Origin of the sequence: Streptomyces sp. NPDC048417, assembly GCF_040651615.1 — a bacterium.
Classification (GTDB): domain Bacteria; phylum Actinomycetota; class Actinomycetes; order Streptomycetales; family Streptomycetaceae; genus Streptomyces.
Genome location: NZ_JBEZKI010000004.1, coordinates 337,803 through 357,894, shown reverse-complemented (window position 1 = coordinate 357,894; position 20,092 = coordinate 337,803). Strand labels below are relative to the sequence as shown.

At 73.7% G+C, this 20,092-nt stretch carries 14 protein-coding genes; 12 read left to right on the top strand and 2 right to left on the bottom strand.

Annotated features, from left to right (window positions below):
* Positions 1-102: 102 nt before the first annotated feature.
* The 6 genes from AB0D59_RS08685 (at position 103) to AB0D59_RS08660 (ending at position 13,372) form a co-directional block, all read left to right on the top strand.
* On the top strand, positions 103-957 hold the full coding sequence (locus tag AB0D59_RS08685; protein WP_362562480.1) for a DUF4132 domain-containing protein: 855 nt from the start codon (positions 103-105) through the stop codon (positions 955-957).
* The gene (locus tag AB0D59_RS08680) at positions 954-5,903 is read left to right on the top strand and encodes a hypothetical protein (RefSeq protein WP_362562479.1); all 4,950 of its coding nucleotides are present in this window, start codon (positions 954-956) and stop codon (positions 5,901-5,903) included. The genes AB0D59_RS08685 and AB0D59_RS08680 overlap by 4 nt, the downstream gene beginning before the upstream one ends.
* 34 nt (positions 5,904-5,937) lie before the next feature.
* Positions 5,938-7,101, top strand: coding sequence for an AAA family ATPase (locus AB0D59_RS08675; RefSeq protein ID WP_362562476.1), 1,164 nt, complete (start codon positions 5,938-5,940; stop codon positions 7,099-7,101).
* A gap of 4 nt (positions 7,102-7,105) precedes the next feature.
* Entirely contained in the window at positions 7,106-10,579 is a 3,474-nt protein-coding gene (locus AB0D59_RS08670) for a DUF5682 family protein (protein WP_362562474.1), read from the top strand.
* Entirely contained in the window at positions 10,576-12,288 is a 1,713-nt protein-coding gene (locus AB0D59_RS08665; protein ID WP_362562472.1) for a hypothetical protein, read from the top strand. The genes AB0D59_RS08670 and AB0D59_RS08665 overlap by 4 nt, the downstream gene beginning before the upstream one ends.
* A gap of 160 nt (positions 12,289-12,448) precedes the next feature.
* Entirely contained in the window at positions 12,449-13,372 is a 924-nt protein-coding gene (locus AB0D59_RS08660) for a LuxR C-terminal-related transcriptional regulator (protein ID WP_362562471.1), read from the top strand.
* On the opposite strand, the gene AB0D59_RS08655 is transcribed toward AB0D59_RS08660, so the two are convergent.
* On the bottom strand, positions 13,357-13,638 hold the full coding sequence (locus AB0D59_RS08655) for a hypothetical protein (protein ID WP_362562468.1): 282 nt from the start codon (positions 13,636-13,638) through the stop codon (positions 13,357-13,359). The genes AB0D59_RS08660 and AB0D59_RS08655 overlap by 16 nt on opposite strands.
* A 164-nt stretch (positions 13,639-13,802) precedes the next feature.
* Here AB0D59_RS08655 and AB0D59_RS08650 point away from each other — a divergent pair, with 164 nt between their 5' ends.
* Positions 13,803-14,543, top strand: a complete 741-nt coding sequence (locus AB0D59_RS08650) for a class I SAM-dependent methyltransferase (protein ID WP_362562465.1) — start codon at positions 13,803-13,805, stop codon at positions 14,541-14,543.
* A 243-nt stretch (positions 14,544-14,786) separates the two neighbouring features.
* On the opposite strand, the gene AB0D59_RS08645 is transcribed toward AB0D59_RS08650, so the two are convergent.
* Entirely contained in the window at positions 14,787-15,254 is a 468-nt protein-coding gene (locus tag AB0D59_RS08645) for a MarR family transcriptional regulator (RefSeq protein ID WP_362562463.1), read from the bottom strand.
* A gap of 162 nt (positions 15,255-15,416) precedes the next feature.
* On the opposite strand from AB0D59_RS08645, the gene AB0D59_RS08640 reads away from it, so the two are divergent.
* From AB0D59_RS08640 to AB0D59_RS08620, 5 genes are all read left to right on the top strand, one after another.
* Entirely contained in the window at positions 15,417-16,637 is a 1,221-nt protein-coding gene (locus tag AB0D59_RS08640) for an MFS transporter (protein WP_362562460.1), read from the top strand.
* Between the two features lie 158 nt (positions 16,638-16,795).
* Positions 16,796-17,620: an aldo/keto reductase gene (locus AB0D59_RS08635; RefSeq protein ID WP_362562458.1), complete on the top strand. Its 825-nt coding sequence runs from the start codon at positions 16,796-16,798 to the stop codon at positions 17,618-17,620.
* Positions 17,621-17,704: 84 nt separating this feature from the next.
* The gene (locus AB0D59_RS08630) at positions 17,705-18,724 is read left to right on the top strand and encodes an aldo/keto reductase (RefSeq protein WP_362562455.1); all 1,020 of its coding nucleotides are present in this window, start codon (positions 17,705-17,707) and stop codon (positions 18,722-18,724) included.
* Positions 18,721-19,134: an SRPBCC family protein gene (locus tag AB0D59_RS08625; protein WP_362562453.1), complete on the top strand. Its 414-nt coding sequence runs from the start codon at positions 18,721-18,723 to the stop codon at positions 19,132-19,134. Before AB0D59_RS08630 ends, AB0D59_RS08625 begins: the two co-directional genes overlap by 4 nt.
* Before the next feature lie 127 nt (positions 19,135-19,261).
* Positions 19,262-20,047, top strand: a complete 786-nt coding sequence (locus tag AB0D59_RS08620) for an alpha/beta hydrolase (RefSeq protein WP_362562451.1) — start codon at positions 19,262-19,264, stop codon at positions 20,045-20,047.
* Positions 20,048-20,092: the final 45 nt, after the last annotated feature.

Here is a 20,092-nt window from a genome sequence, read left to right as displayed (position 1 = left end):
CTGAGCTGATGTTTCCTCCGCCGTCGGGGACCGCGGAGGGCGTTGTCAGTGCTCTCCCCTACAGTCGCCATCACTTGATCACTGCGGTGCGGGGAGGCACGCATGGGGTGGGTGGCGGCCGGGGACTACGAAGTGGCCCTGGACGACGGGAAGGTGGTCTGCCGCAACGCGGCGGGACGGCGGCTAAAATCCGTGCCCGCGAAGCTGGCGGACGATCCGGCGGTGGTGGGACTGCGGCAGCTCGCCGAGTGGCTGGAGCGGCACGAACGGCAGTGCCTGACGGATGTGGAGCGGTGGTTGACCCGTTCGCTGCCCGTGCCGCTGGAGGTCCTCGCCCGCGTCTGGCCGGACCCCGCCTGGCAGGCGGCGCTGCGCGACCTGGTGGTCACCGGCGCCGACGGCGAGGTCGCCGGGTTCCTGCGGGACGCCGACGCCGAGCGCGGGCTCGGCCTGGTCGACCTCGACGGCGACACCGTGCGCATCGCCCCCGACCTGGTCAGGCTGCCGCACCCGGTGCTCCTCGAAGACCTGGAGGAGCTGCGGGAGTTCGCTGTCGAGCTGGGCGTCGAGCAGAAGGCCCAGCAGCTCTTCCGCGAGGTCTGGCACCGCCCGGCCGCGCTGGACGCCGAGGGCACGCAGGTCGAGGAGTACGCGGGCGGGGTGTTCAAGGAGCTGCGGTTCCTGCACGGCAGGGCCGCGCAGCTGGGGTACCGGGTGCGCGGCGGCCACGCGGTGTGCTCCGTGCTGGAGGAGGGCCGCGCGGTCGAGGCCCGGGTCTGGGTCGGCGACTTCGACGCCTACTACGAGACCGAGACCGGCCCGCTCGTGTGGACCGATCCGGCGGGCCGGACGCTGAAGCTGGGTCAGGTCGGCCCGGTCGCCTGGTCGGAGGGCATGCGGATGGCGGCGGCGCTGTACGCCGGGCGGGACATCGAGGACGAGGAGCGGGCGGCATGAGCACGTACGACGACACCACCACGGCCGCGCTGCTGGACGCCGGCGCGATCCTGCCGTCGGGCACGACCCGGCGCGAGGACGCCGACGTCCTGACCGCCCGCACCTACACCCACCCCGCCCTGGACGACCGCCTTGTGGTGCGCCTGGTACCGGGCACCCTCGGCGAGGCCGAGGACCTGGCCCTGGAGTTCCTCGGCCTCGCCCGGGAGCCCGAGGCGCCCGAGGTCGGTCAGGTGCGCCGGGAGACCCTGGGCTTCCCCGCCTGGGCGCTGGTCCACGACCCGGCCAACGGCCATCACGCGCTCGCCCTGGTCAAGGACGTCGAGCGGCTGGCCCGGCAGGCCAAGTCCAAGCCGGGCAACGCGAAGGAGGGCTTCGAGGCGCTCGGCGAGCGGCTGGGCCGCGCGGTCCCGCACTTTCTGCCGACCTTCTACGAGCAGGCCGCGCGGGTCTTCCTCCAGCACGAGAACACCACCTACGCGGCCGCTTTCTTCGGCAAGGCCCGTGAGGCCGAGCGGGTGCACGCCCTGGCCGTGGACGAGGAGCGGCAGCGGGCGGTGTTCCTGGAGTTCGCCTTCGCCGGGGCGCTCACGGTCAAGGCGCTCAAGGAGTACGTGAAGGACCTTGCCAGGCGGCTCGAACCGGCCACCGCCTGGGCGCAGTTCCGGCAGCTGACGGTGGAGCGCTGCGCGGCCGGGATGCCGCCGTACGCCTCGCTGCCGCAGGACGCCCGCGGGCTGATCAAGGCGGCGGGTCTTGACCGGGTCGCCGAGGAGTGCGCCCTGGTCGCCGACCTGCTGGCCTCCCCGGCCGCCGTACGGGCACCGGCCTCCTTCTGGAACGCCTACCGCGGCGTGCTGCCGGCCCTCGCCGAGCAGCGGCCCGAGGTCCGGGTGCGGCTGCTGGAGATCATGCCGGCGGGGCTGGGACGGGAGGTGGCGGACGACGAGTTCTGGCTGGCGCTGCTGGCCGGGTGCGGAGCGGATCTGCTGCTCACCGACGGGAGCGGCGACGTGGACGCGGCGGACTGGCTGAGCCGCTGGGCCCAGCACCGCAAGCACGGGTCGGCGTACTCGCACCGCTCCCCCGCGACGCTGGCGCTGGTGGAGAGGATGGCGTCCAGGTTGCGGGCGGCCGGACGGCCCGTGGACCTCTTCACCGGGCGCTGGCAGGCGGGGGCCGACCTCGATCTGCTGGACCTGTGCGTGGCGGAGGGCGTCGCGCTGGCCGTTCCGGACGCGGACACACGTGTCCATCTGCCGCTGGGCAACTGGCTGCGCGACGAGCGGCCCGGGCAGCGGGATCTGAAGGCGCTCGCGGCCGAATCCCGTTACCGGCCCCTGCTGTTCGAGGCCGTCGAAGAGCTGGGCCGTGGCCAGGGGCCCGCGGTTCTGCCCCAGGTGGCCGCGCATCCGGTCCTCGGCGACGTCCTGCGCGAGTGGCTGCAGGAGGCGACCGCGGAGTTCGCCGCCGCGACCGGGCTGCCCGGCATCGACTCGAAGCTGGAGCGGCTGCGCCCCTTCAGGGCGGTGGTGCAGGACAGCCCGCTCGCCGTCCGACGGCTCACCGGGTACGACGTCGTCCCGGTCCTCGGCCGTACGCTCCGCGCCGGAATCCTGGACGAACTGGGCTGGCCCGCGCTGGAGGAGGCGCTGGAGCTGCTCGACTCCGAGGTGCGCAAGGACCGGGACAACGCGCTGTCGGTGACCGAGGCATGGCCCGCGCTGATCCTGGCGCGCGGTCACAAGGCGATCGTGGTCGGCCCCGAGGGAGTGCTGCTCACGCACGACCTGCGGCTGCCGACGGACCTGGATCGCTGGCAGCGGCCCCGGTTCCGTTACGTGGACGGCGAGTTGCTGGTGGTGTGGCGGGACGGTTCGAAGCAGCACGGCTACTGGTCGAACCGCCCGTCCGAGGTGTTCCCGCTCGGCGGTGAGCAGGTACCCGGCTGGTGGTCCGGCATGGACGCGGCCAACGCCTCGGTGCCGCTGCCCGGTGGCGGCCGGGCCACGGGTGGCCGCACCCTGCACGCCGGGGACACGGTCCTGCCGCCGAGCCGTCCGGTGCTGGGTGACGGCACCACGTACTGGCGTCAGGGCAGGCAGGGGCGGCAGTCGGTGTGGCTGGAGTACGACCCGGCGACCGGCGAGCACGGACGGGCCTCGCTGCCGGCGCTGCTGGCCTCGGCCGTCCGCGAGGACGCCTCGCTGCTGCACGGCTCCTGCGAGGTGCTGCCGTTGCAACCCGGTCTGGAGCACAGCCCGTTCGGTACCGACGGCACGGTCCTGGGGCGCTGGGTGCGCACGGAGGGCGAGGGCGCCGAGGCGCGGACCGTCGCCGGCACGCCGGACGGCCGGACGGCGACCCTGCGGGCGGCCCGCAACGGCCGGGTTCCGGGAGTGCCGCTGGGCACGCTGCGGCTGCCGGGCGGAGCCGAGCCGATCGCCGCGCAGATGTACCAGAGCATCGCCCTGCACACGGGCGACGGCACCGAGCTCGGGCGGATGCCCTTCGGCGAGTCCGGCGGGGCGTACGCGGCCGGTACCCGGCTCGTACCGCCGGTCGCGTTCTGGCACGCGCTGCGCCCCCGTGACGAGCAGGGCTCGGGCGTGCTGCGCGCCCTGACCGACGAGGCCGCCGGTGCGCTGATGCGGGCGACGGCGACAGCGCTGGACGAGCGCCGGCAGGCGCTGGCCCGGGCCGGGCAGGACGACAGGGCGAGGGCCGCGGTGCCGGCCGCCGACGAGGTCGCCGTGGCCGCGGTGGCGCAGTCGCTGCCCGGACTGGCCGACCGGCGGCTGCTGACCGGTGTCACCTCCCTCGTCCGTGCGGCACTGCGGGTCGCCGAGTCGGCCGCGTCCCTGGCCACGCCCGCGAAGGAGCGGCCGCGACAGCCCCGGCAGCGGACCGAGGGCATGTTCGCCGACTACTCCCCGGAGCACGGCGGGGACCGGACGCTGCACGACGCCGTCGCCGGAGTCGTGCCCCTGCAGAACGCATGGCAGAGCGGCTGGGCCGCGCTGCGCCAGATCCGCTCGGTGAACCACGTGCTGTCCGGCAGGCCCGCCGACGGCAAGCCGCTGCCGGGACCCGAGCGGCTCGCCGCCGTCGGCGACGGCTGGCTGAGCGAAGAACACACCGTCCCCGGCATCGCCGCGATCTGGCCGGCCGTCCTGGGCGTGCTGCGGCCGCTCGCCTACCGCGCCGCCTCACCGGCCCTCACCGACGTCCAGCGTGAACCGCTGCTCCTGCTGTTCGAGGCGCTGACCGAGGGTCCGCTCCCCGGGCTCGGGACCACGCTGCGCGAGGTGGTGCTCAGCGAACCGCACGACAAGCAGCAGCGGATGGGTCAGGTGCTGCGCCGGGACGGCCGTACGGTGGTGATACTCGGCTGCCAGAGCGTGGACGCCCGACTGGGCCAGGTCGAGTGGCTGGCCCTGGACCACGATCCGTCCGGGGCGTTCGGTGCCGTCGGGCACTTCACGCTGGTTGGGGAGACCCGGCATGCCACCGGGATTACGGCGGACCGGCTCGCGGCCCTGACCCGGCTGATCCGGGAGAAGGGCGCCGCGCCCTGGCGGCCCGAGGCTCCCGAGGCGCTGGTGGCCGCGACACACGGCGGGCTCGGTCCGCTCCAGGCCACCGTGCTGCTGGCCGGCCATCCGAAGGCACCCGATGCCGAGGGCCTTGCCACCATCGGTCTCAAGCCTCGTCAGCGCGGTTTCGGTGCCGAGCTGTTGAACTCGCTGGGCCTGGACGAGCAGCGGGCGCTGCTCGGCGCGCTGCTGCCGGACAACCCGGCCGAGCTGTGGACGACCGGCCCCGACACGGCCGCCGCCGCCCGGCTCTGGGCCGAGCGCCTCGGCGGCCTGGTGCGCCTGCCGGAGGACCTCAGCACCGATCTCGCCGGCATGGGCGTCGGTCACGCCGAGGCGGTGCTCAACCCCGGGCGGACCCCCTGGCTCACCCGCACCACGGTGTTCCGGCCCGACATGGACGGCGACCTGACGGCCACCGACCCGTCGGCGGTGCCCGGTTCGTACGCGCTGGCAGGGGCCGTGGAGAGCCTGGCGGCGCTCGCGTATCTGCTGCCGTACGGGCATCCGCTGCGGGCCGGGCTGACGGATGGGCTCACCGCGCTGCGCCGTCGGCTGGCCGACCCCGAACTGCTGCTCGACCTGGGCCTGGACTGGACGGAGAAGGGCGGTCCGACCTCCGTCCAGCTGCGCAAGGTCTTCGGCCTGCCCGAGTCCGGCGGAGCGGACGCCGACGGACTGACCCGGGCCGGTGACACGCTGGTGCTGCGCCCCTGGTACTCGGACACGGAGCACGTCATGGTCCGGCCGGCCGCGCTGAGCGGACCGGACGACTCCGTCTTCGGGCTCCTGGAGGGCCTGCTCGGCGAGGGGCGTACGACCTGGCTGCGCGCCGTCCGGACGATCCTCGGCGACGACCTGGCCCGCGCCCTCGCAGCCGAGGGGCCCGCGGGGAACGCCCAGGACCCCACGGTCAGCGTGCCCGCGCTGGTCGCCGAGGTCGCTTCGGCCCACGGTCTCGGCGCGGACGCGGCGGCGCTCTACCTCCAGTTGCTGGCCCTGCCCGATCCGACCGACCGCAACTGCGCGCGCTGGACCGGCTGGAAGCCCGCCCGGACCAAGCGGGCGCGCGCCGAACTGGCGGCGAGCGGACTGGTCGTCGAGGCCAAGCGCCCGCGCGCCGGCCGCACCCTCTTCCTGCCCGGCGGCTGGCGGGACCTCAAGGCCCCGGCCCTGCCGGTGGAGACCTGGAAGGAAGCCCTCTACCCGGTCGCCGACGGCGACCGCACCCTGCCGCTGGTCCCGGTGCCGGAGCTGTTCGCCCGTGCCTGGGAGCGCGTCCGGGCCGGGGACGCGCCCGCGTACGAGCAGCTGACCACGCGGGCCACCCGCGCCGGCCGCCGCCGATGACCACGATCCGTACCACCGCGAAGGACGACCACCGATGACCGCCAGTGCCGCTCCGCCCCGCCAGGTCGTGCCGCCCGAGGACCGGTACGCCACCGAACTGGCCTTCCTCGCCGCGTACGACGCCGGGCCGCGCCCGCCCGCCTGGCGGCTCACGCCCCGGGCCGTCGTCACCTTCGTCATGGGCAGCGGCGGCCAGGCGCTGCGGCTGCCCGACGGCGCCGAGGCGCCGGCGGGGGTGCCGCGCCGGCTGGTCGTCGAGGGCAAGTTCGTCGGCGACCGGGCTCTCGTGGAGCGCTGCGTGGTGACGCTCGCGGGAGAGCGGGGTCTGCTGCTGGTCGGCGAGCCCGGTACCGCCAAGTCGATGCTCTCCGAACTGTTGTCGGCCGCCGTGTGCGGCACCAGCGGACTGGTCGTCCAGGGCACGGCGGGCACGACCGAGGACCAGCTCAAGTACGGCTGGAACTACGCCCTGTTGCTCGCCCAGGGCCCCAGCAGGCAGGCACTCGTCCCCTCCCCGGTGCTCACCGCGATGTCCCGGGGCGCCGTCGCCCGTGTGGAGGAGGTGACCCGCTGTCTGCCCGAGGTCCAGGACTCCCTGGTGTCGTTGCTGTCCGAGCGGCGCATCGCGGTGCCCGAACTGGCGGGCTCGGACGACGCGTTGGCGCACGCGGCGCCCGGCTTCACCCTCATCGCCACGGCCAACCTGCGGGACAGGGGCGTCTCGGAGATGTCCGCCGCGCTCAAGCGCCGCTTCAACTTCGAGACCGTGGGCCCGATTCCGGACCTGGACGCCGAGACCGCGCTGGTGCGCGGCCAGGCCCGGGCGTCGGTGGAGCGGGCCGGGGCGCCCTTCCAGGTCGACGACGCGGTGCTCGAGGCCCTGGTCACCGCGTTCCGGGATCTGCGCGAGGGACGGTCGGCGGAGGGCTGGGAGGTGGAGCGTCCGTCCACGGTGATGAGCACGGCGGAGGCCGTTTCGGTGGCGGGCGCGCTGGCCCTGGCCGCGGCCTACTTCCCCGGGGACCGAGATGTCCTCGGCCTGCTCCCGGGTCATCTCCTGGGCGTCGTACGCAAGGACGATCCCGCCGACGCGGCCCGGCTGCGCGGCTACTGGGACGGTCCGGTACGACGGCGCGCCGAACAGGGCTCGGCGACCTGGCGCACCCTGTGGGACCTGCGCACGGTCCTGGAGGCGTGACGTCGTGACCGACTCCCCCGAGGCGGCCCTCACGGCGCTCACCGACCCTGCCGGGCCGTACCTGATCGGCGTACGGCACCACGCGCCCTCCCTGGCGGCGGCGGTGCCGGCGCTGCTGGAGGCGGCGAAGCCGGACGTGCTGCTCGTCGAACTGCCGGCCGAACTGCAGGACTGGCTGCCGTGGCTGGCCCACGAGGAGACCCACGCCCCGGTGGCCCTCGCGGCGGCGCCGGGCGACGGCAGCGCCGGCCCGGCGTTCTATCCGTTCGCCGACTTCTCCCCCGAGCTGGCGGCGGTGCGGTGGGCCGCGCGGGGAGGGGTGCCGGTCGTGGCCTGCGATCTGCCGCTGGCGGACCGGGGGTGGCGGGAGACCAAGGCCGCGGCGCAGGGTCCGGGCCGGCTTTCGGGAGCCTTGCGTTCCCGGCTGACGGGCCGCCCGGGGGACGACCTCTGGGACCGGCTGGTGGAGGCGGCGGCGCCCGGTTCTACACCGGAGGCACTGCGGCGGGCGGCGCTGCTCACGGGGTGGGCGCTGCGGGGGGAGTCGACGGTCTCGGAGGTGGATCTGCGGCGGGAGGAGTGGATGCGTGTCCGGCTCGACGCGGCGACAGCGAACGGCGAGCACGCGGCTGTCGTGGTCGGCGCCTTCCACGCCCTGGCGCTGTCGGGCCCCCTCAGGGGCGCGGAGCCGCGTTCGATCGACGGCCACCACCACATGGGCGCGACCGACCCCCACACACCCGCAGCCGAATGGACCACCTCCCTCATCCCGTACACCTACGCCCTCCTCGACGAGCGCTCCGGCTACCCGGCCGGCATCCGCGATCCCGAATGGCAGCACCTGGTCCTCGAAGCGGCCGGTGAACCGGCTGCCCTGGAGGACGCGTTGACCGGATCGGCGGTCCGGATATGTGCCGAACTCCGCGGACTGGGCCACCCGTCGGGCCCCGCCGACGCCCGGGAGATCACCCGCCTCGCCGGAGACCTCGCCCGGCTGCGCGGCCTGCCGGCCGCCGGACGCGGGGAGCTGGTCGAGGCGGTCCAGACCGTGCTGACGCAGGGCGAACCGTACGGGCGTGGCCGAGCGGTGGCGCGGGCGATGGAGAGGGTGCTGGTGGGTACCCGTACCGGCTCCCCCGCGCCCGGCGCCCCGCGAAGCGGCCTCGCCCCCGCCGTGGAGGCGGAGTCGACCGCCCTCGGACTGCCCGGCCCGGCCGACGGAGGCTCCCGGGACCTCCGGCTCGACCCCCTGCGCTCGGACCTCGACCGCCGCCGTGAACTGCTGCTGCGCCGACTGACGTTGTGCTCGGTGCCCTACGCCGAGCACAGGCCGGTGACCGGCACCGGCGGCGCCGACGCCCTCACCTCGCGCTGGGAGGTGCGCTGGACCCCGGCCACCGCCGCGATGCTGACGGCGGCCGGGGTCCGCGGGGTCACCCTCGTCCAGGCGGCCGAAGGCCTGCTGCGCGAGCGGAGCCGCAAGGAGCGGGAAGCAGGGGGCCCCACGGCGGCGCAGGTGCTCGACGGCCTGGAGCAGGCGGCCCACTGCGGTCTGCCCGGCCTGGTGGACGAGCGGCTCGGCGACACCGCCGCCGTGCTCCCGGACGCCGGCACCCTGCCGGAACTCCTCACCGGGCTGGCCCTGCTGGACCGGCTGCGGGCCGGTCATGTCGCCGGTCTCGACGCGGACGAGGACCGTACGGCGAGGGCGGTCGCCGTGGCCGAGCTGCTGATCGCCGCCGCGGTGCGCCAGGTGGCCGGCCTCACCGGTTCCGAGGACCCGGCCGACGCCCATGCCCTGCTCGAACTCGCCCATCGTGCCGATCTGCTGGGCGGCATCCGGCTGGCCGACGCGCTGGCCCGGCTGGCCGCCGACGGCTCACCGTTGATGCGGGGTGCCGCCGGAGCCGTTCGGGTCCTGCTCGGTCAGGAGGACCCGGGGGCCTTCGGGGACAGGGTCGCCTCCTGGGTGGACGGGGCTGTCGACGCCGCGTCGCGGACCGCGCTCACCGCCCGGCTGACGGGGCTGCTGACGGCCGCCGGGCGGCTGCTGGAGGCGGCCGCGCCGGCGCTGGAGCCCCTGATCGGCCGGGTGTCGGAGCTGTCCGACCGGGACTTCCTCGACCGGCTGCCGGCCCTGCGCGGCGGTTTCGACGCGCTGAGCCCGGCCGACCGCGGCCGTCTGCTGGTCGGTGTCGAGGAGCGTCTCGGCACCGACCGGGTGGCCGACACCGGCACCGTCGACCCGGTCGCGCTGGCCACCTGGGCCCGCGCGGACCTCGCCGCCCGCGAGACCCTGCGTACGCTGGGCCTGTTGCCGCCGCCCCGGGAACAGACGGAGCCCGGGCCGGCCATCGCCGCGGCGCTCCCGGAGGACCACCGGCTGGCCCCCGCCGACCGCTGGCGCCTGCTGCTCGGCCGCCGCACCGATCAACTCTCCGGGCAGGCGCGCGCCTTGGCCACCGCACTGGACGAGTTGTACGGCAGCGGGCGCGGCGAGGGCAGCCGGGGCGATCTCGACGGCGGGGGCGGGCGTGAGGCGCCGTATCCCGGGGTGCGGGAGTGGTCGGAGGAACTGGCGGCGCTGTTCGGGCCGGGGGTCCGGGAGGAGGTGCTGGCGGCGGCCGCCGCGACGGGCCGTCAGGATGTGCTGGCCGAGCTGGATCCGGACGGCGTGCGCCCCTCCGTGGACCTGCTGCGCTCGGTGCTGCGGCACGCGGGCGGCCTGCCGGAGGCCCGGCTGGCCGCGCTGCGCCCGCTGGTACGGCGCCTGGTCGACGCGCTGACCCGGGAGCTGGCGACCCGGCTGCGGCCCGCGCTGCACGGCACGGCGCTGCCACGCCCCAGCAGGCGTCCGGGTGGCGGCTTCGACCTGCCCCGTACGCTGCGGGCCAACCTGGCCACCGCCCGCCGGGCGGCCGACGGCAGGGTCCAGGTGATCCCGGAGCACCCGGTCTTCCGGACCCGGGCCCGGCGCGCCGCCGACTGGCGGCTGATCCTGGTCACCGATGTGTCCGGGTCCATGGAGGCGTCGACTGTCTGGGCCGCGCTCACGGCCTCGGTGCTGGCCGGTGTGCCCACCCTGTCCACCCATTTCCTGGCCTTCTCCACCCGGGTCATCGACCTCACCGATCATGTCGAGGATCCGCTGTCGCTGCTGCTGGAGGTCAGTGTGGGCGGTGGCACCCATATCGCGGCCGGGCTGCGGCATGCGCGTGAGCTGGTGACGGTGCCGTCCCGGACGCTCGTCGTCGTGATCAGCGACTTCGAGGAGGGCTATCCGGTCGGCGGGCTGCTCGCCGAGGTCAGGGCGTTGGTCGGCGCGGGCTGTCAGGTGCTGGGCTGCGCGAGCCTCGACGACTCGGGGCGCCCCCGGTACTCCACCGGGATCGCCGGACAGCTGGTGGCCGCCGGGATGCCGGTCGCCGCCCTCAGCCCCCTCGAACTCGCGCGCTGGGTAGGGGAGAAGATCGCATGAGCGTCGAACTGCCCGCGGTCGCCCCCACGGTGACCGCCGAACTGGTCGCGGCCCTCTCTCCCCGGCTGCGCAAACGGCTGGACGCGGGCATCGCCAAGCTGGCTGACCGCCCGATCGTCCGGGACGGCGACACCGTGCGCATCACCGTCGACGACGAGGGCTCGGAGCTCGAACTGCGCACCCCCGAGGGCGTCGTGACCGACGCGAGGGCCATCCGCTGCGGCTGCCTGCTGGCCCCGGACTGCCTGCACCGCGCGGCAGCGGCTTCGGCGGCACCGGTGGCCGACGTCTCCGAGACCACCGGGAAGCCGGCGCCCGGCTCAAGCGCCCCCGAAGCCCCCGCTGCCGCTTCCGGGGAATCCGCGGCGTCCGCTCAACATGTCGCGGCCCAAGCGCTGTTCGCCGCCGCGGCCGCCGTGCTCGACGCCGGTACGGACGGTTCCGGCGCCGTGCTCCAGGCGGAGCTGCTGCGGGCCGCGCACGCCGCGCGCCTCGCGGGGCTCCCCCGGGCGGCCACCGCGGCGGTCTCCGTGGTCACCGCGTTGCGCGCGGCCCGCGCGGCCGACCCGGCGTTCCGGCTCACCGGCCTCGTCGCCGCCCTGGCGGAGACCCTGTACGTGGGTTACCGCGTTCCGTTCGCGACGGGCCCGGAACTGACAGGACTGCGCGGTACCGTACGGCAGCCGTACGCCCCGGACGGTTCGCTGCGGCTGTACGGCCTGTTCTCCGAGCCCGTGCTGACCGCGAGCGGCTACGCAGGTGCCGTCACCTGGACCGCCGACGCCGACGGCCGTCTGTACACGGTGTCGGACGTGGCCCCGGGCGGCGCGGGCCGGGCGGTGGGCGCCGCCGACCGTGCCGTACGCATCGGTGACACGGCGCTGACGCATCGCGAGTTGGCGCGGGCGGGCCTCGCGGTGTCCGGGGCGACGGTGTCGCCGACCGGACGGCTCGGGGCGGGCGCGGGGGTACGGGCCGTGCGCGCGTCCGGTGCGGACTGGCGGGCAGAGCCGCTGGACCGGCTGTGGGCGGTGCCGGTGGCCGAGCAAGCCGGCCGCGCCCTGCGCGGCGGTCACGATCTGCTGTTCCTGGAGGTCACGCCGGCCGGCGTGGTGCGTGAGGCGGCGGGCGACGGGCTGCTGGCCGACTGTGGCGGCGTGCCGCTGCGGCTGACGGCGGCGCACGACCATCCGGCGCTCCCGCACCGCGACAACCTGCGGCTGCTGTCCGCCGCCCGGGGCAGCCGGCTGCGCGTGATCGCGCGTCTGGTGCCGGCCCCGCACGCCCGCGCGCAGCTGCTCGCGGCCGAGCACCCGACGATCGCGGGGAGCCGTGTCGACCTGGGCCTGGACCGGCTCCAGCACGCGGATCTGCCGGCTCCGGCGCCGGCCATCGCCGTGCCCACGTCGGAGGAGGCGCCGGTGCACCTGTTGCGTCGACGGGTCGAGCAGGCGGCTTCGGGCGGCCGGCGTGTGCTGGCCTTCCCGGGCAACGCGACCGTGGACACCCGCCGTCTGCACGGGCACGGTCTCGCCACGGCCGGCGATATCCTCGACGAGTTGCTCGCCGCGGCGGCGGACCGTTCACGCGACGCCTTCGGCCGCCTGCTTCCGGCGGACACGGGCCGGTTCGCGCGGGCCTGGCTGTCCGCGGCGCGCTACGCGGACGAGGTAGACCGTGCGCTGTGCGCCGCGGCCTGGGACGGGTGACCGGGCCGACGACCGGATGCGGGCCGCCACTCCCCCGTGCCGGCGGCCCGCACGACCGGAGTCGTCGGACCCGATCTCAGTGCCCGGTTGAAGCATGCGACAGCGGGCTGTCGCGTGGGTATGCGTATAACTGCGTAGGGGCAGGGGCAGAGAGGAACACGTGTTACACGGGCTGGACAGGGCCTACGAACGCCTTACCGGGCTGGCCGTGGCCGCGTTGCACGAGCGCGAGCCGGAACGGCTGTGGCCGCTGCTCGCCGACGCGCTGACCGACCTGTGCGGCGGCGAGACACTGATCTACAAGCTGGACGACTGGAACGAGGGCAACGGCACGCTCGGTATGTCGGCCGCTGCCGCCGCCGAGTTGGGCCGGCTCGGCGGCGAGGCGCTGGGCGTGCTGCGCTCCGGCTATCCGTTCGCCCACCACTACGCGGCCGGCCTCGGGCGTACGCCCGTCACGGCCCGGCGGCTCGCGGGCGAGGCCTGGGCGGCGAGCGAGACCGCGCGGGTCCTCGGCCGGGCCCTGGACCTGGACCAGGTCCTGGCGCTTCCGCTGCCGGGGACGGTCGCGCCGATCACCGGCTGCCTGGTCTACCGCTCCGGCACGGACTTCACCGAGGACCATCTACGGACCGCCGAGCGCGCCCAGCCGCTGCTGGCCGCCGTCGAACAACAGCGCCAACTACTGGAGCAGTGGCGCCGGTTGGCCGCGACGGCCGGTGAGCCGGAGGAGCGGGCGGCGGACTGCGCGCTGACGCCCCGTGAACTCACCGTCCTGCTCCTGCTCACCGACGCCCTGACGGCGGACGCGATCGGCCGCCGCCTGGGCATCTCGGCCCGCACGGTGCACAAACACGTCGAGAACATCTACCGCAAACTCGGCACCCGCGACCGCCTCAGCACGGTCCTGCACGCGCAGCGCCTGGGCTTGGTGCCCGCGCCCGACCGGTCAGCGGGCAGAAGGCCTGCGCCGGACCATGGGCGCGCGCCGGGCCATGTGCGTCTGCCGGTCCGCGGGCAGTCGCCGGGTGGTGGGCGCCCGCAGGGCGGCGGCAGGCGACCGGAGGATCACAACGGCCGGTAGTCCGAGAGCCGGCCGGTGACCACCACGACGCAGACCACGTCGCCGGAGGCCGCCCGGCCCAGCCACACCGACCAGGTTCCGTCGCCCTCGGTGTAGAAGGTGACCAGGTCGCCGCCGGTCTTCTCGTCGGCGACCCGCACGGTGCCGGTCCTGACCTCCTCGACGCCGTCGTCGCCGTCCCCTGCCCCCGCCGCCGAGAGCGGCCGGTACGGGCGGCGGGTGTCGGCGTCCCAGCCCTCCGCGTACGAGATGTCCACCGTGGTCATGTCCCCCACCCCATCTGCGGTGATCCGCCTGCGCCCTGCGCAAGAACCGTACCGACCGCCACTGACAAGCCACTGACAAGCCGCTGACAACGCGGAGTTCGAGGGAATCGGGGCCGTGAAATTGCGTGGACGGCTATTCCGGCCGCCCGGCAGAGTGGCCGTCCATGACGAGCAGTGAGCTGTGGAGCCGTGCCGAGGCAGACCGCTACGACGCGGAGGAGACAGAGATGACCTCGGCGGCCGTACTCGGCCCGACCGTCGAGTTCCTCGCCGAACTCGCCGGCGAGGGGCGGGCATTGGAGTTCGCCATCGGAACGGGCCGGGTCGGTGTTCCGCTCCGGGAGCGCGGGGTGCCCGTGGTGGGCATCGAGTTCTCCGAGCACATGGCGGCCGTGCTGCGCCACAAGGTCGACGCCGAGACGCTGCCGGTGGTGGTCGGGGACATGGCGATGACCACCGTGCCCGGCGAGTTCTCCCTGGTCTATCTCGTCTACAACACGATCTCGAACCTGCTCACGCAGGACGAGCAGGTCGAGTGTTTCCGCAACGCGGCCCGGCATCTGGTGCCCGGCGGCCGGTTCGTGATCGAGCTGGGGGTACCGCCGCTGCGGCTGCTGCCGCCGGGCCAGGCCGCGGTGCCGTTCGACGTCTCCGCGGGGCACATCGGTTTCGACACCTTCGACCTGGTCGGGCAGATCCTCGTCTCGCACCACCTCACCCGGGACGGCGAGGACGGCCGCTACCGCCGCGACGACTCCCGGCACCGGTACGCGTGGCCGGCCGAGTTGGATCTGATGGCCAGGATCGCGGGGCTCGAACTGGAGCGACGCGTCGCGGACTGGGACGGTTCCCCGTTCACCCAGGAGTCACCGAAGCACATCTCCGTGTGGCGCAGGCCGTCGTAGCCGGTGGGGCGGGGTCCGGCCGGCGCTGAGGCTCGGCCGCGAGCGCGGTGCGCGCCTTCACGACAGGTCGACGCGCCTCACCGACAGGGCGATGGGGGCGGGGTCCCACCTGTACCGTGCGTCGGCCTCGTCCTTGAGAAGAACTCTGTCTCCCACCGCGTTCTCCTCGTCCGTTCATCGAGCAGCGCCCCCGGGATCTCAGCAGCGGAAGTTCCCCTGTTCTCCCCAACCCGCCGCTTCTCCTCAACCCGCCCCGTTCTCCCTGTCCTGCCGCTGGACGACCCGTACGAGCGGGGCCAGGTCGGGCTCCGCCGCGGCGGCGTCGAGCGCCTCGCGCAGCGCCTCGTTGTTGGTCGGGCGGGCCGCCTCCAGTAGGGCGAGGCCCTCGTCGGAGACGTTGGTGTAGATGCCCCGCCGGTCGGTCGGGCACAGGTAGCGGGAGAGCAGACCCCGGTCCTCCAGGCGCGTGACGAGCCGGGTGGTGGCGCTCTGGCTGAGGACGACGGCGTCGGCGACCTGCTTCATCTGCAGGTGGCCGCCGTCCCCGTCGTGCTGGCGGCTGAGGACGTCGAGCAGGGAGTACTCGCGCACGCTGAGGCCGTGCCCTGCCTGCAGGGCACGCTCGACATGCGACTCGATCCTGCCGTGCAGCAGGGACAGCGCGCACCAGCCCTGAGCGAGGGCGGTGAGCGCGGGGTCGGTGGCGGTCATGTGGCACGTCCTTCCGTGAGGGCCCTCGGAGCCCTGTTCAGAGCCTCCTGAGAGTCCGACGTTGCGTACACCACTATACCGTGCTTGCAATTAACCCGCGCATGCAATTATTGTGGTCGCTCGTAAGGCGCTACCGCAACGTCCCCTCGGAAGGTTACTTCCATGCCTCTCGCGCTCCTGGCCCTCGCCATCGGGGCCTTCGGCATCGGCACCACCGAATTCGTCATCATGGGTCTGCTGCCCGACGTCGCCGCCGACTTCGGCGTCTCGGTGCCCACCGCCGGATTCCTCGTCACCGGATACGCCCTCGGTGTCATGTTCGGCGCCCCGCTCATGACCGTCCTCGGCACCAAGATCTCCCGCAAGAACATGCTCATGCTGCTCATGGGCCTGTTCATCGTGGGCAACGTCATCTCGGCCGTCGCCCCCGTCTTCGCCGTCATGCTCCTCGGCCGTGTGGTCGCCTCACTGGCCCACGGCGCGTTCTTCGGCATCGGCTCCGTCGTCGCCGCCGAACTGGTCGCTCCCGAGAAGAAGGCCGGCGCCATCTCCATGATGTTCACCGGCCTGACCGTCGCCAATGTCGTCGGCGTGCCCCTCGGCACGTTCGTAGGCCAGAGCGCCGGCTGGCGCACCACCTTCTTCATCGTCGCCGCGCTCGGCGTGATCGGCCTGGCCGGCATAGCCAGGCTCGTCCCCGACATGCCCAGGCCGGAGGGCGTACGTCTGCGCCACGAGGTGGCCGCGTTCAAGAACGTCCAGGTGCTGCTCGCCATGGCGATGACGGTGCTCGGCTTCGGCGGGGTCTTCGCGGCCATCACGTACATCGCGCCGATGATGACCGACGTCGCCGGTTACGCGGAGTCGTCCGTGACCTGGCTGCTCGTCCTGTTCGGCCTCGGCATGGTGGCCGGCAACCTGACCGGCGGAAAGCTCGCCGACCGCAAGCTGATGCCGATGCTCTACACCGCGCTCGGCGGCCTGGCGGTGGTCCTGGCACTGTTCACCGCCGGTGCGCACAACAAGGTCACGGCCGCTGTCGCCGTGTTCCTGATCGGAGCCCTGGGCTTCGCCACGGTGCCGCCGCTGCAGAAGCGTGTACTGGACTACGCACACGGGGCGCCCACCCTCGCCTCCGCCGTCAACATCGGCGCCTTCAACCTCGGCAACGCGCTGTCCGCCTGGCTCGGCGGCATCGTCATCGCCGCCGGCTTCGGCTACACCTCGCCCAACTGGGTCGGCGCGGTCCTCGCCGCCGCGGCCCTGGTCCTGGCCGCCGTCTCCAGCGTCCTGGAGCGCCGTTCCCCCGAACGCCACTCGCCCGCCACCACGCCGTCCCCGGCTCCGGCCGGGGCCGAGCGGCCCGTCGCCGCGCGCCACTGAACCCGCGCCGCTGACCGTGCGACCGCCGACCGCGCACCACTGACCGCGCGCCGACGACGCACAGCACAGACCATCGACTAAGTACCCACAGACCGTTCCCCCCGTCGCCCCATCACCATCGGCGACCAGCAAGATCGACAAGGACAAGGAAGAACATCGTGACCTCCATCCCCACCGTGGCCCTCAACAACGGCGTCACCATGCCGCAGCTCGGCTTCGGCGTCTTCCAGGTCCCCGACGAGGAGACCACCGCCGCCGTCGCCGGCGCCCTGCGGGCCGGCTACCGCAGCATCGACACCGCCGCGATCTACGGCAACGAGCGCGGCGTGGGCCAGGCGCTCGCCGACTCCGGCATCGCCCGCGACGAGCTGTTCATCACCACGAAGCTGTGGAACGCCGACCAGGGCTACGACACCACGCTCGCCGCCTTCGACGCCTCCCTGGACAGGCTCGGCCTGGACCACGTCGACCTGTACCTCATCCACTGGCCGACCCCGGCCCGTGATCTGTACCTCGACACGTGGCGTGCGCTGGAGAAGCTGTACGCCGACGGGCGCACCCGCGCCATCGGCGTCTCCAACTTCCAGCCCGCACACCTGGAGCGCCTGCTCGGTGCCGCCTCGGTCGTCCCGGCCGTGAACCAGATCGAACTCCACCCGGGCCTCCAGCAGGCCGAGCTGCGCGCCTTCCACACCCGGCACGGCATTGCCACCGAGGCGTGGAGCCCGCTCGCCCAGGGCGCCGTCCTCAAGGACGACGCGGTCACCACGATCGCCGCCGCGCACGGCAAGAGCCCGGCCCAGGTCGTCCTGCGCTGGCACCTGCAGATCGGCAACGTGGTCATCCCCAAGTCGGTCACCGAGACCCGTATCCGCGAGAACTTCGACGTCTTCGACTTCGAGCTCGGCTCGCAGGAGATCGACGCGCTGACCGCGCTCGACCGCGGCATGCGCACGGGCCCGGACCCCGACACCCTCAACTAGCCGACCACCAGGGCCGACGCCCCACCAAGAACGACGCCCCCTTCGTACGTACCCCCCACGCAGTAAGCAGATTGAGGCACCACCATGAGCATCCGCTCCTTCCTGCCGGGCCGCATCGGCTTCGGCACCGCACCGCTCGGCAACATGTTCCGCGCCATTCCCGACGAAGAGGCCGCCGCCACCGTGCAGGCCGCCTGGGACCAGGGCATCCGCTACTTCGACACCGCGCCCCTGTACGGGGCGGGCCTGGCGGAGATCCGGCTCGGCGACGTCCTCGCCGACAAGCCGCGCGACGAGTACGTCCTGTCCACCAAGGTCGGCCGGATCATCCTGGACGAGGTCGAGGACCCCGCGAGCCGTGAACTCGGTGAGAAGGGCGCCCTGTTCGAGCACGGCCGGCCCAACAAGATGGTCAACGACTACAGCGCCGACGCGACGCTGCGCTCCGTCGAGGAGAGTCTCAAGCGCCTCAGGACGGACCGCCTGGACATCGTCTGGGTGCACGACATCGCCCAGGACTTCTACGGCGACGACTGGGTCGGCGTGTACGAGAGCGCCCGCACCGGTGCGTTCCGCGCCCTGACCCGGCTGCGCGCCGAGGGTGTCATCAAGGCCTGGGGCGTTGGCGTCAACAAGGTCGAGCCGCTGGAAATGACGCTGGACCTGGACGAACCGCGCCCCGACGCGTTCCTGCTGGCCGGCCGCTACACGCTGCTCGACCACTCCCGCGCTCTCCAGCGCCTGCTGCCGGCCGCGGCCGAGCAGGACGTCGACATCGTCGTCGGCGGCCCCTACAGCTCCGGCATCCTCGCCGGTGGCAGCCACTTCGAGTACGCCGAGGCGCCCGCCCACGTCGTCGACCAGGTCGGCCGGATCAAGGCGCTCGCGCAGCAGCACGGCATCGGCATCAAGTCCGCCGCCCTCCAGTTCGTGCTGGCCCACCCGGCCGTCGCCGCGGTCATCCCCGGCGCGACCCGGCCCAGCCGTATCGCCGAGGACCTCGCCGCGCTCGTCCAGGACATCCCGTACGGCTTCTGGAAGGCCCTGCGCGAGCAGAAGATCATCGCGCACGACGCGCCGGTCCCCCTGAAGGACGCGTCATGACCGCCGCCCGCGTCACCCTCGACGTGCGGCAGTCCGCCGACCGGGTCTGGCAGCTCATCGGCGGTTTCGGCTCCCTGCCCGACTGGCTGCCGTACATCACGGAGAGCCGGCTGAGCGAAGGCGGCCGGCTGCGCACGCTGACGAACGCCGAGGGCGGCGTCATCGTCGAGCGCCTCGAGGCCTTCGACGAGACAGCCCGCGGTTACACCTACTCGATCGTGCAGGCCCCCTTCCCCGTCACGGGCTACCGCTCCACGCTTCAGGTCGTCGACCGCGGCGGCGACGGATCCCGGGTGGAGTGGTCGGGCACGTTCACCCCGGACGGCGTCACCGACGCCGAGGCGACCGCTCTCTTCGAGGGCATCTACCGGGACGGCCTGGCCGCCCTGGCGGAGACACTCGCTGCCTGACCGGGCCGGGCGACAGCCGACGAGAGGGGCCGGGATCCCAGCGATCCCGGCCCCTCGGCCGTTTTCCGCGGTGGAGCCGTTCTTTTATCGGGTGGCGGGTTCGCTGTCGCCCTGCCACCATCTGCGGATGCTCACACTCGCCGATGATCTCGGCAACCTCTCCTACGTCGTCGCCGGCGAGGGATCACCCGTCGTACTCGTGCACGCCGGCGTCGCCGACCACCGTATGTGGGACGCGGTCGTGCCCGACCTGGCGAAACGGCACACCGTCATTCGGTACGACCTGCGCGGCTTCGGGGAATCCGCACCACCGACCGGCCCCTTCAGCGAGACCGACGATCTGCGTCGCCTCCTGGACCACCTCGGCCACGAACGGGTCCGGCTCGTCGGCGCGTCCTGGGGCGGTCGCGTGGCCGTCGACTTCACTCTCACCCACCCGGGCCGGGTGCACTCCCTGGCGCTTTTCGCCCCGCCATGGCCGGGATACCACTGGTCTGCGGACATGGTCGCGTACGACGAGGCGGAAACGGCGGCCCTGGCCTCGGGCGACCTGGACGCCGCCGTCCGCACAAACCTGGACATGTGGCTGCGCGGGCCGGCTCGAGACTGGGAAGACGTCCCCGCCGGACTGGCCGACCGACTCCGCGGCCCGATGCGGACGTCGCTGGTGAACCAGGGCGTTGTCGCGGAGCACTCGCAGGGCGCCGCCTCCGGCGACATCACCGTCATATCCGTTCCCACCCTGGTCGGGATCGGCAAGCTCGACGTCGCCGACTTCCAGGACATCGGCCGGCGCTACGCCTCCGAGATCCCCGATGCCACGCTGGTCGAGTTCGCCACCGCTGCTCATCTCATCGCGCTGGACGCGCCCGCCGAACTCACCGCGCTGCTCGGCCCGTTTCTCGCCCGCTAGGGCGCGTATCGAGTCGTGATCAATCCGCGGGATTCACCCTCGTAA

Coding starts and splice junctions, on each gene's coding strand:
- AB0D59_RS08685 (WP_362562480.1), top strand. CDS start 103: ATGGGGTGGGTGGCGGCCGGGGACTACGAAGTGGCCCTGGACGACGGG.
- AB0D59_RS08680 (WP_362562479.1), top strand. CDS start 954: ATGAGCACGTACGACGACACCACCACGGCCGCGCTGCTGGACGCCGGC.
- AB0D59_RS08675 (WP_362562476.1), top strand. CDS start 5,938: ATGACCGCCAGTGCCGCTCCGCCCCGCCAGGTCGTGCCGCCCGAGGAC.
- AB0D59_RS08665 (WP_362562472.1), top strand. CDS start 10,576: ATGAGCGTCGAACTGCCCGCGGTCGCCCCCACGGTGACCGCCGAACTG.
- AB0D59_RS08655 (WP_362562468.1), bottom strand. CDS start 13,638: ATGACCACGGTGGACATCTCGTACGCGGAGGGCTGGGACGCCGACACC.
- AB0D59_RS08650 (WP_362562465.1), top strand. CDS start 13,803: ATGACGAGCAGTGAGCTGTGGAGCCGTGCCGAGGCAGACCGCTACGAC.
- AB0D59_RS08645 (WP_362562463.1), bottom strand. CDS start 15,254: ATGACCGCCACCGACCCCGCGCTCACCGCCCTCGCTCAGGGCTGGTGC.
- AB0D59_RS08640 (WP_362562460.1), top strand. CDS start 15,417: ATGCCTCTCGCGCTCCTGGCCCTCGCCATCGGGGCCTTCGGCATCGGC.
- AB0D59_RS08630 (WP_362562455.1), top strand. CDS start 17,705: ATGAGCATCCGCTCCTTCCTGCCGGGCCGCATCGGCTTCGGCACCGCA.
- AB0D59_RS08625 (WP_362562453.1), top strand. CDS start 18,721: ATGACCGCCGCCCGCGTCACCCTCGACGTGCGGCAGTCCGCCGACCGG.
- AB0D59_RS08620 (WP_362562451.1), top strand. CDS start 19,262: ATGCTCACACTCGCCGATGATCTCGGCAACCTCTCCTACGTCGTCGCC.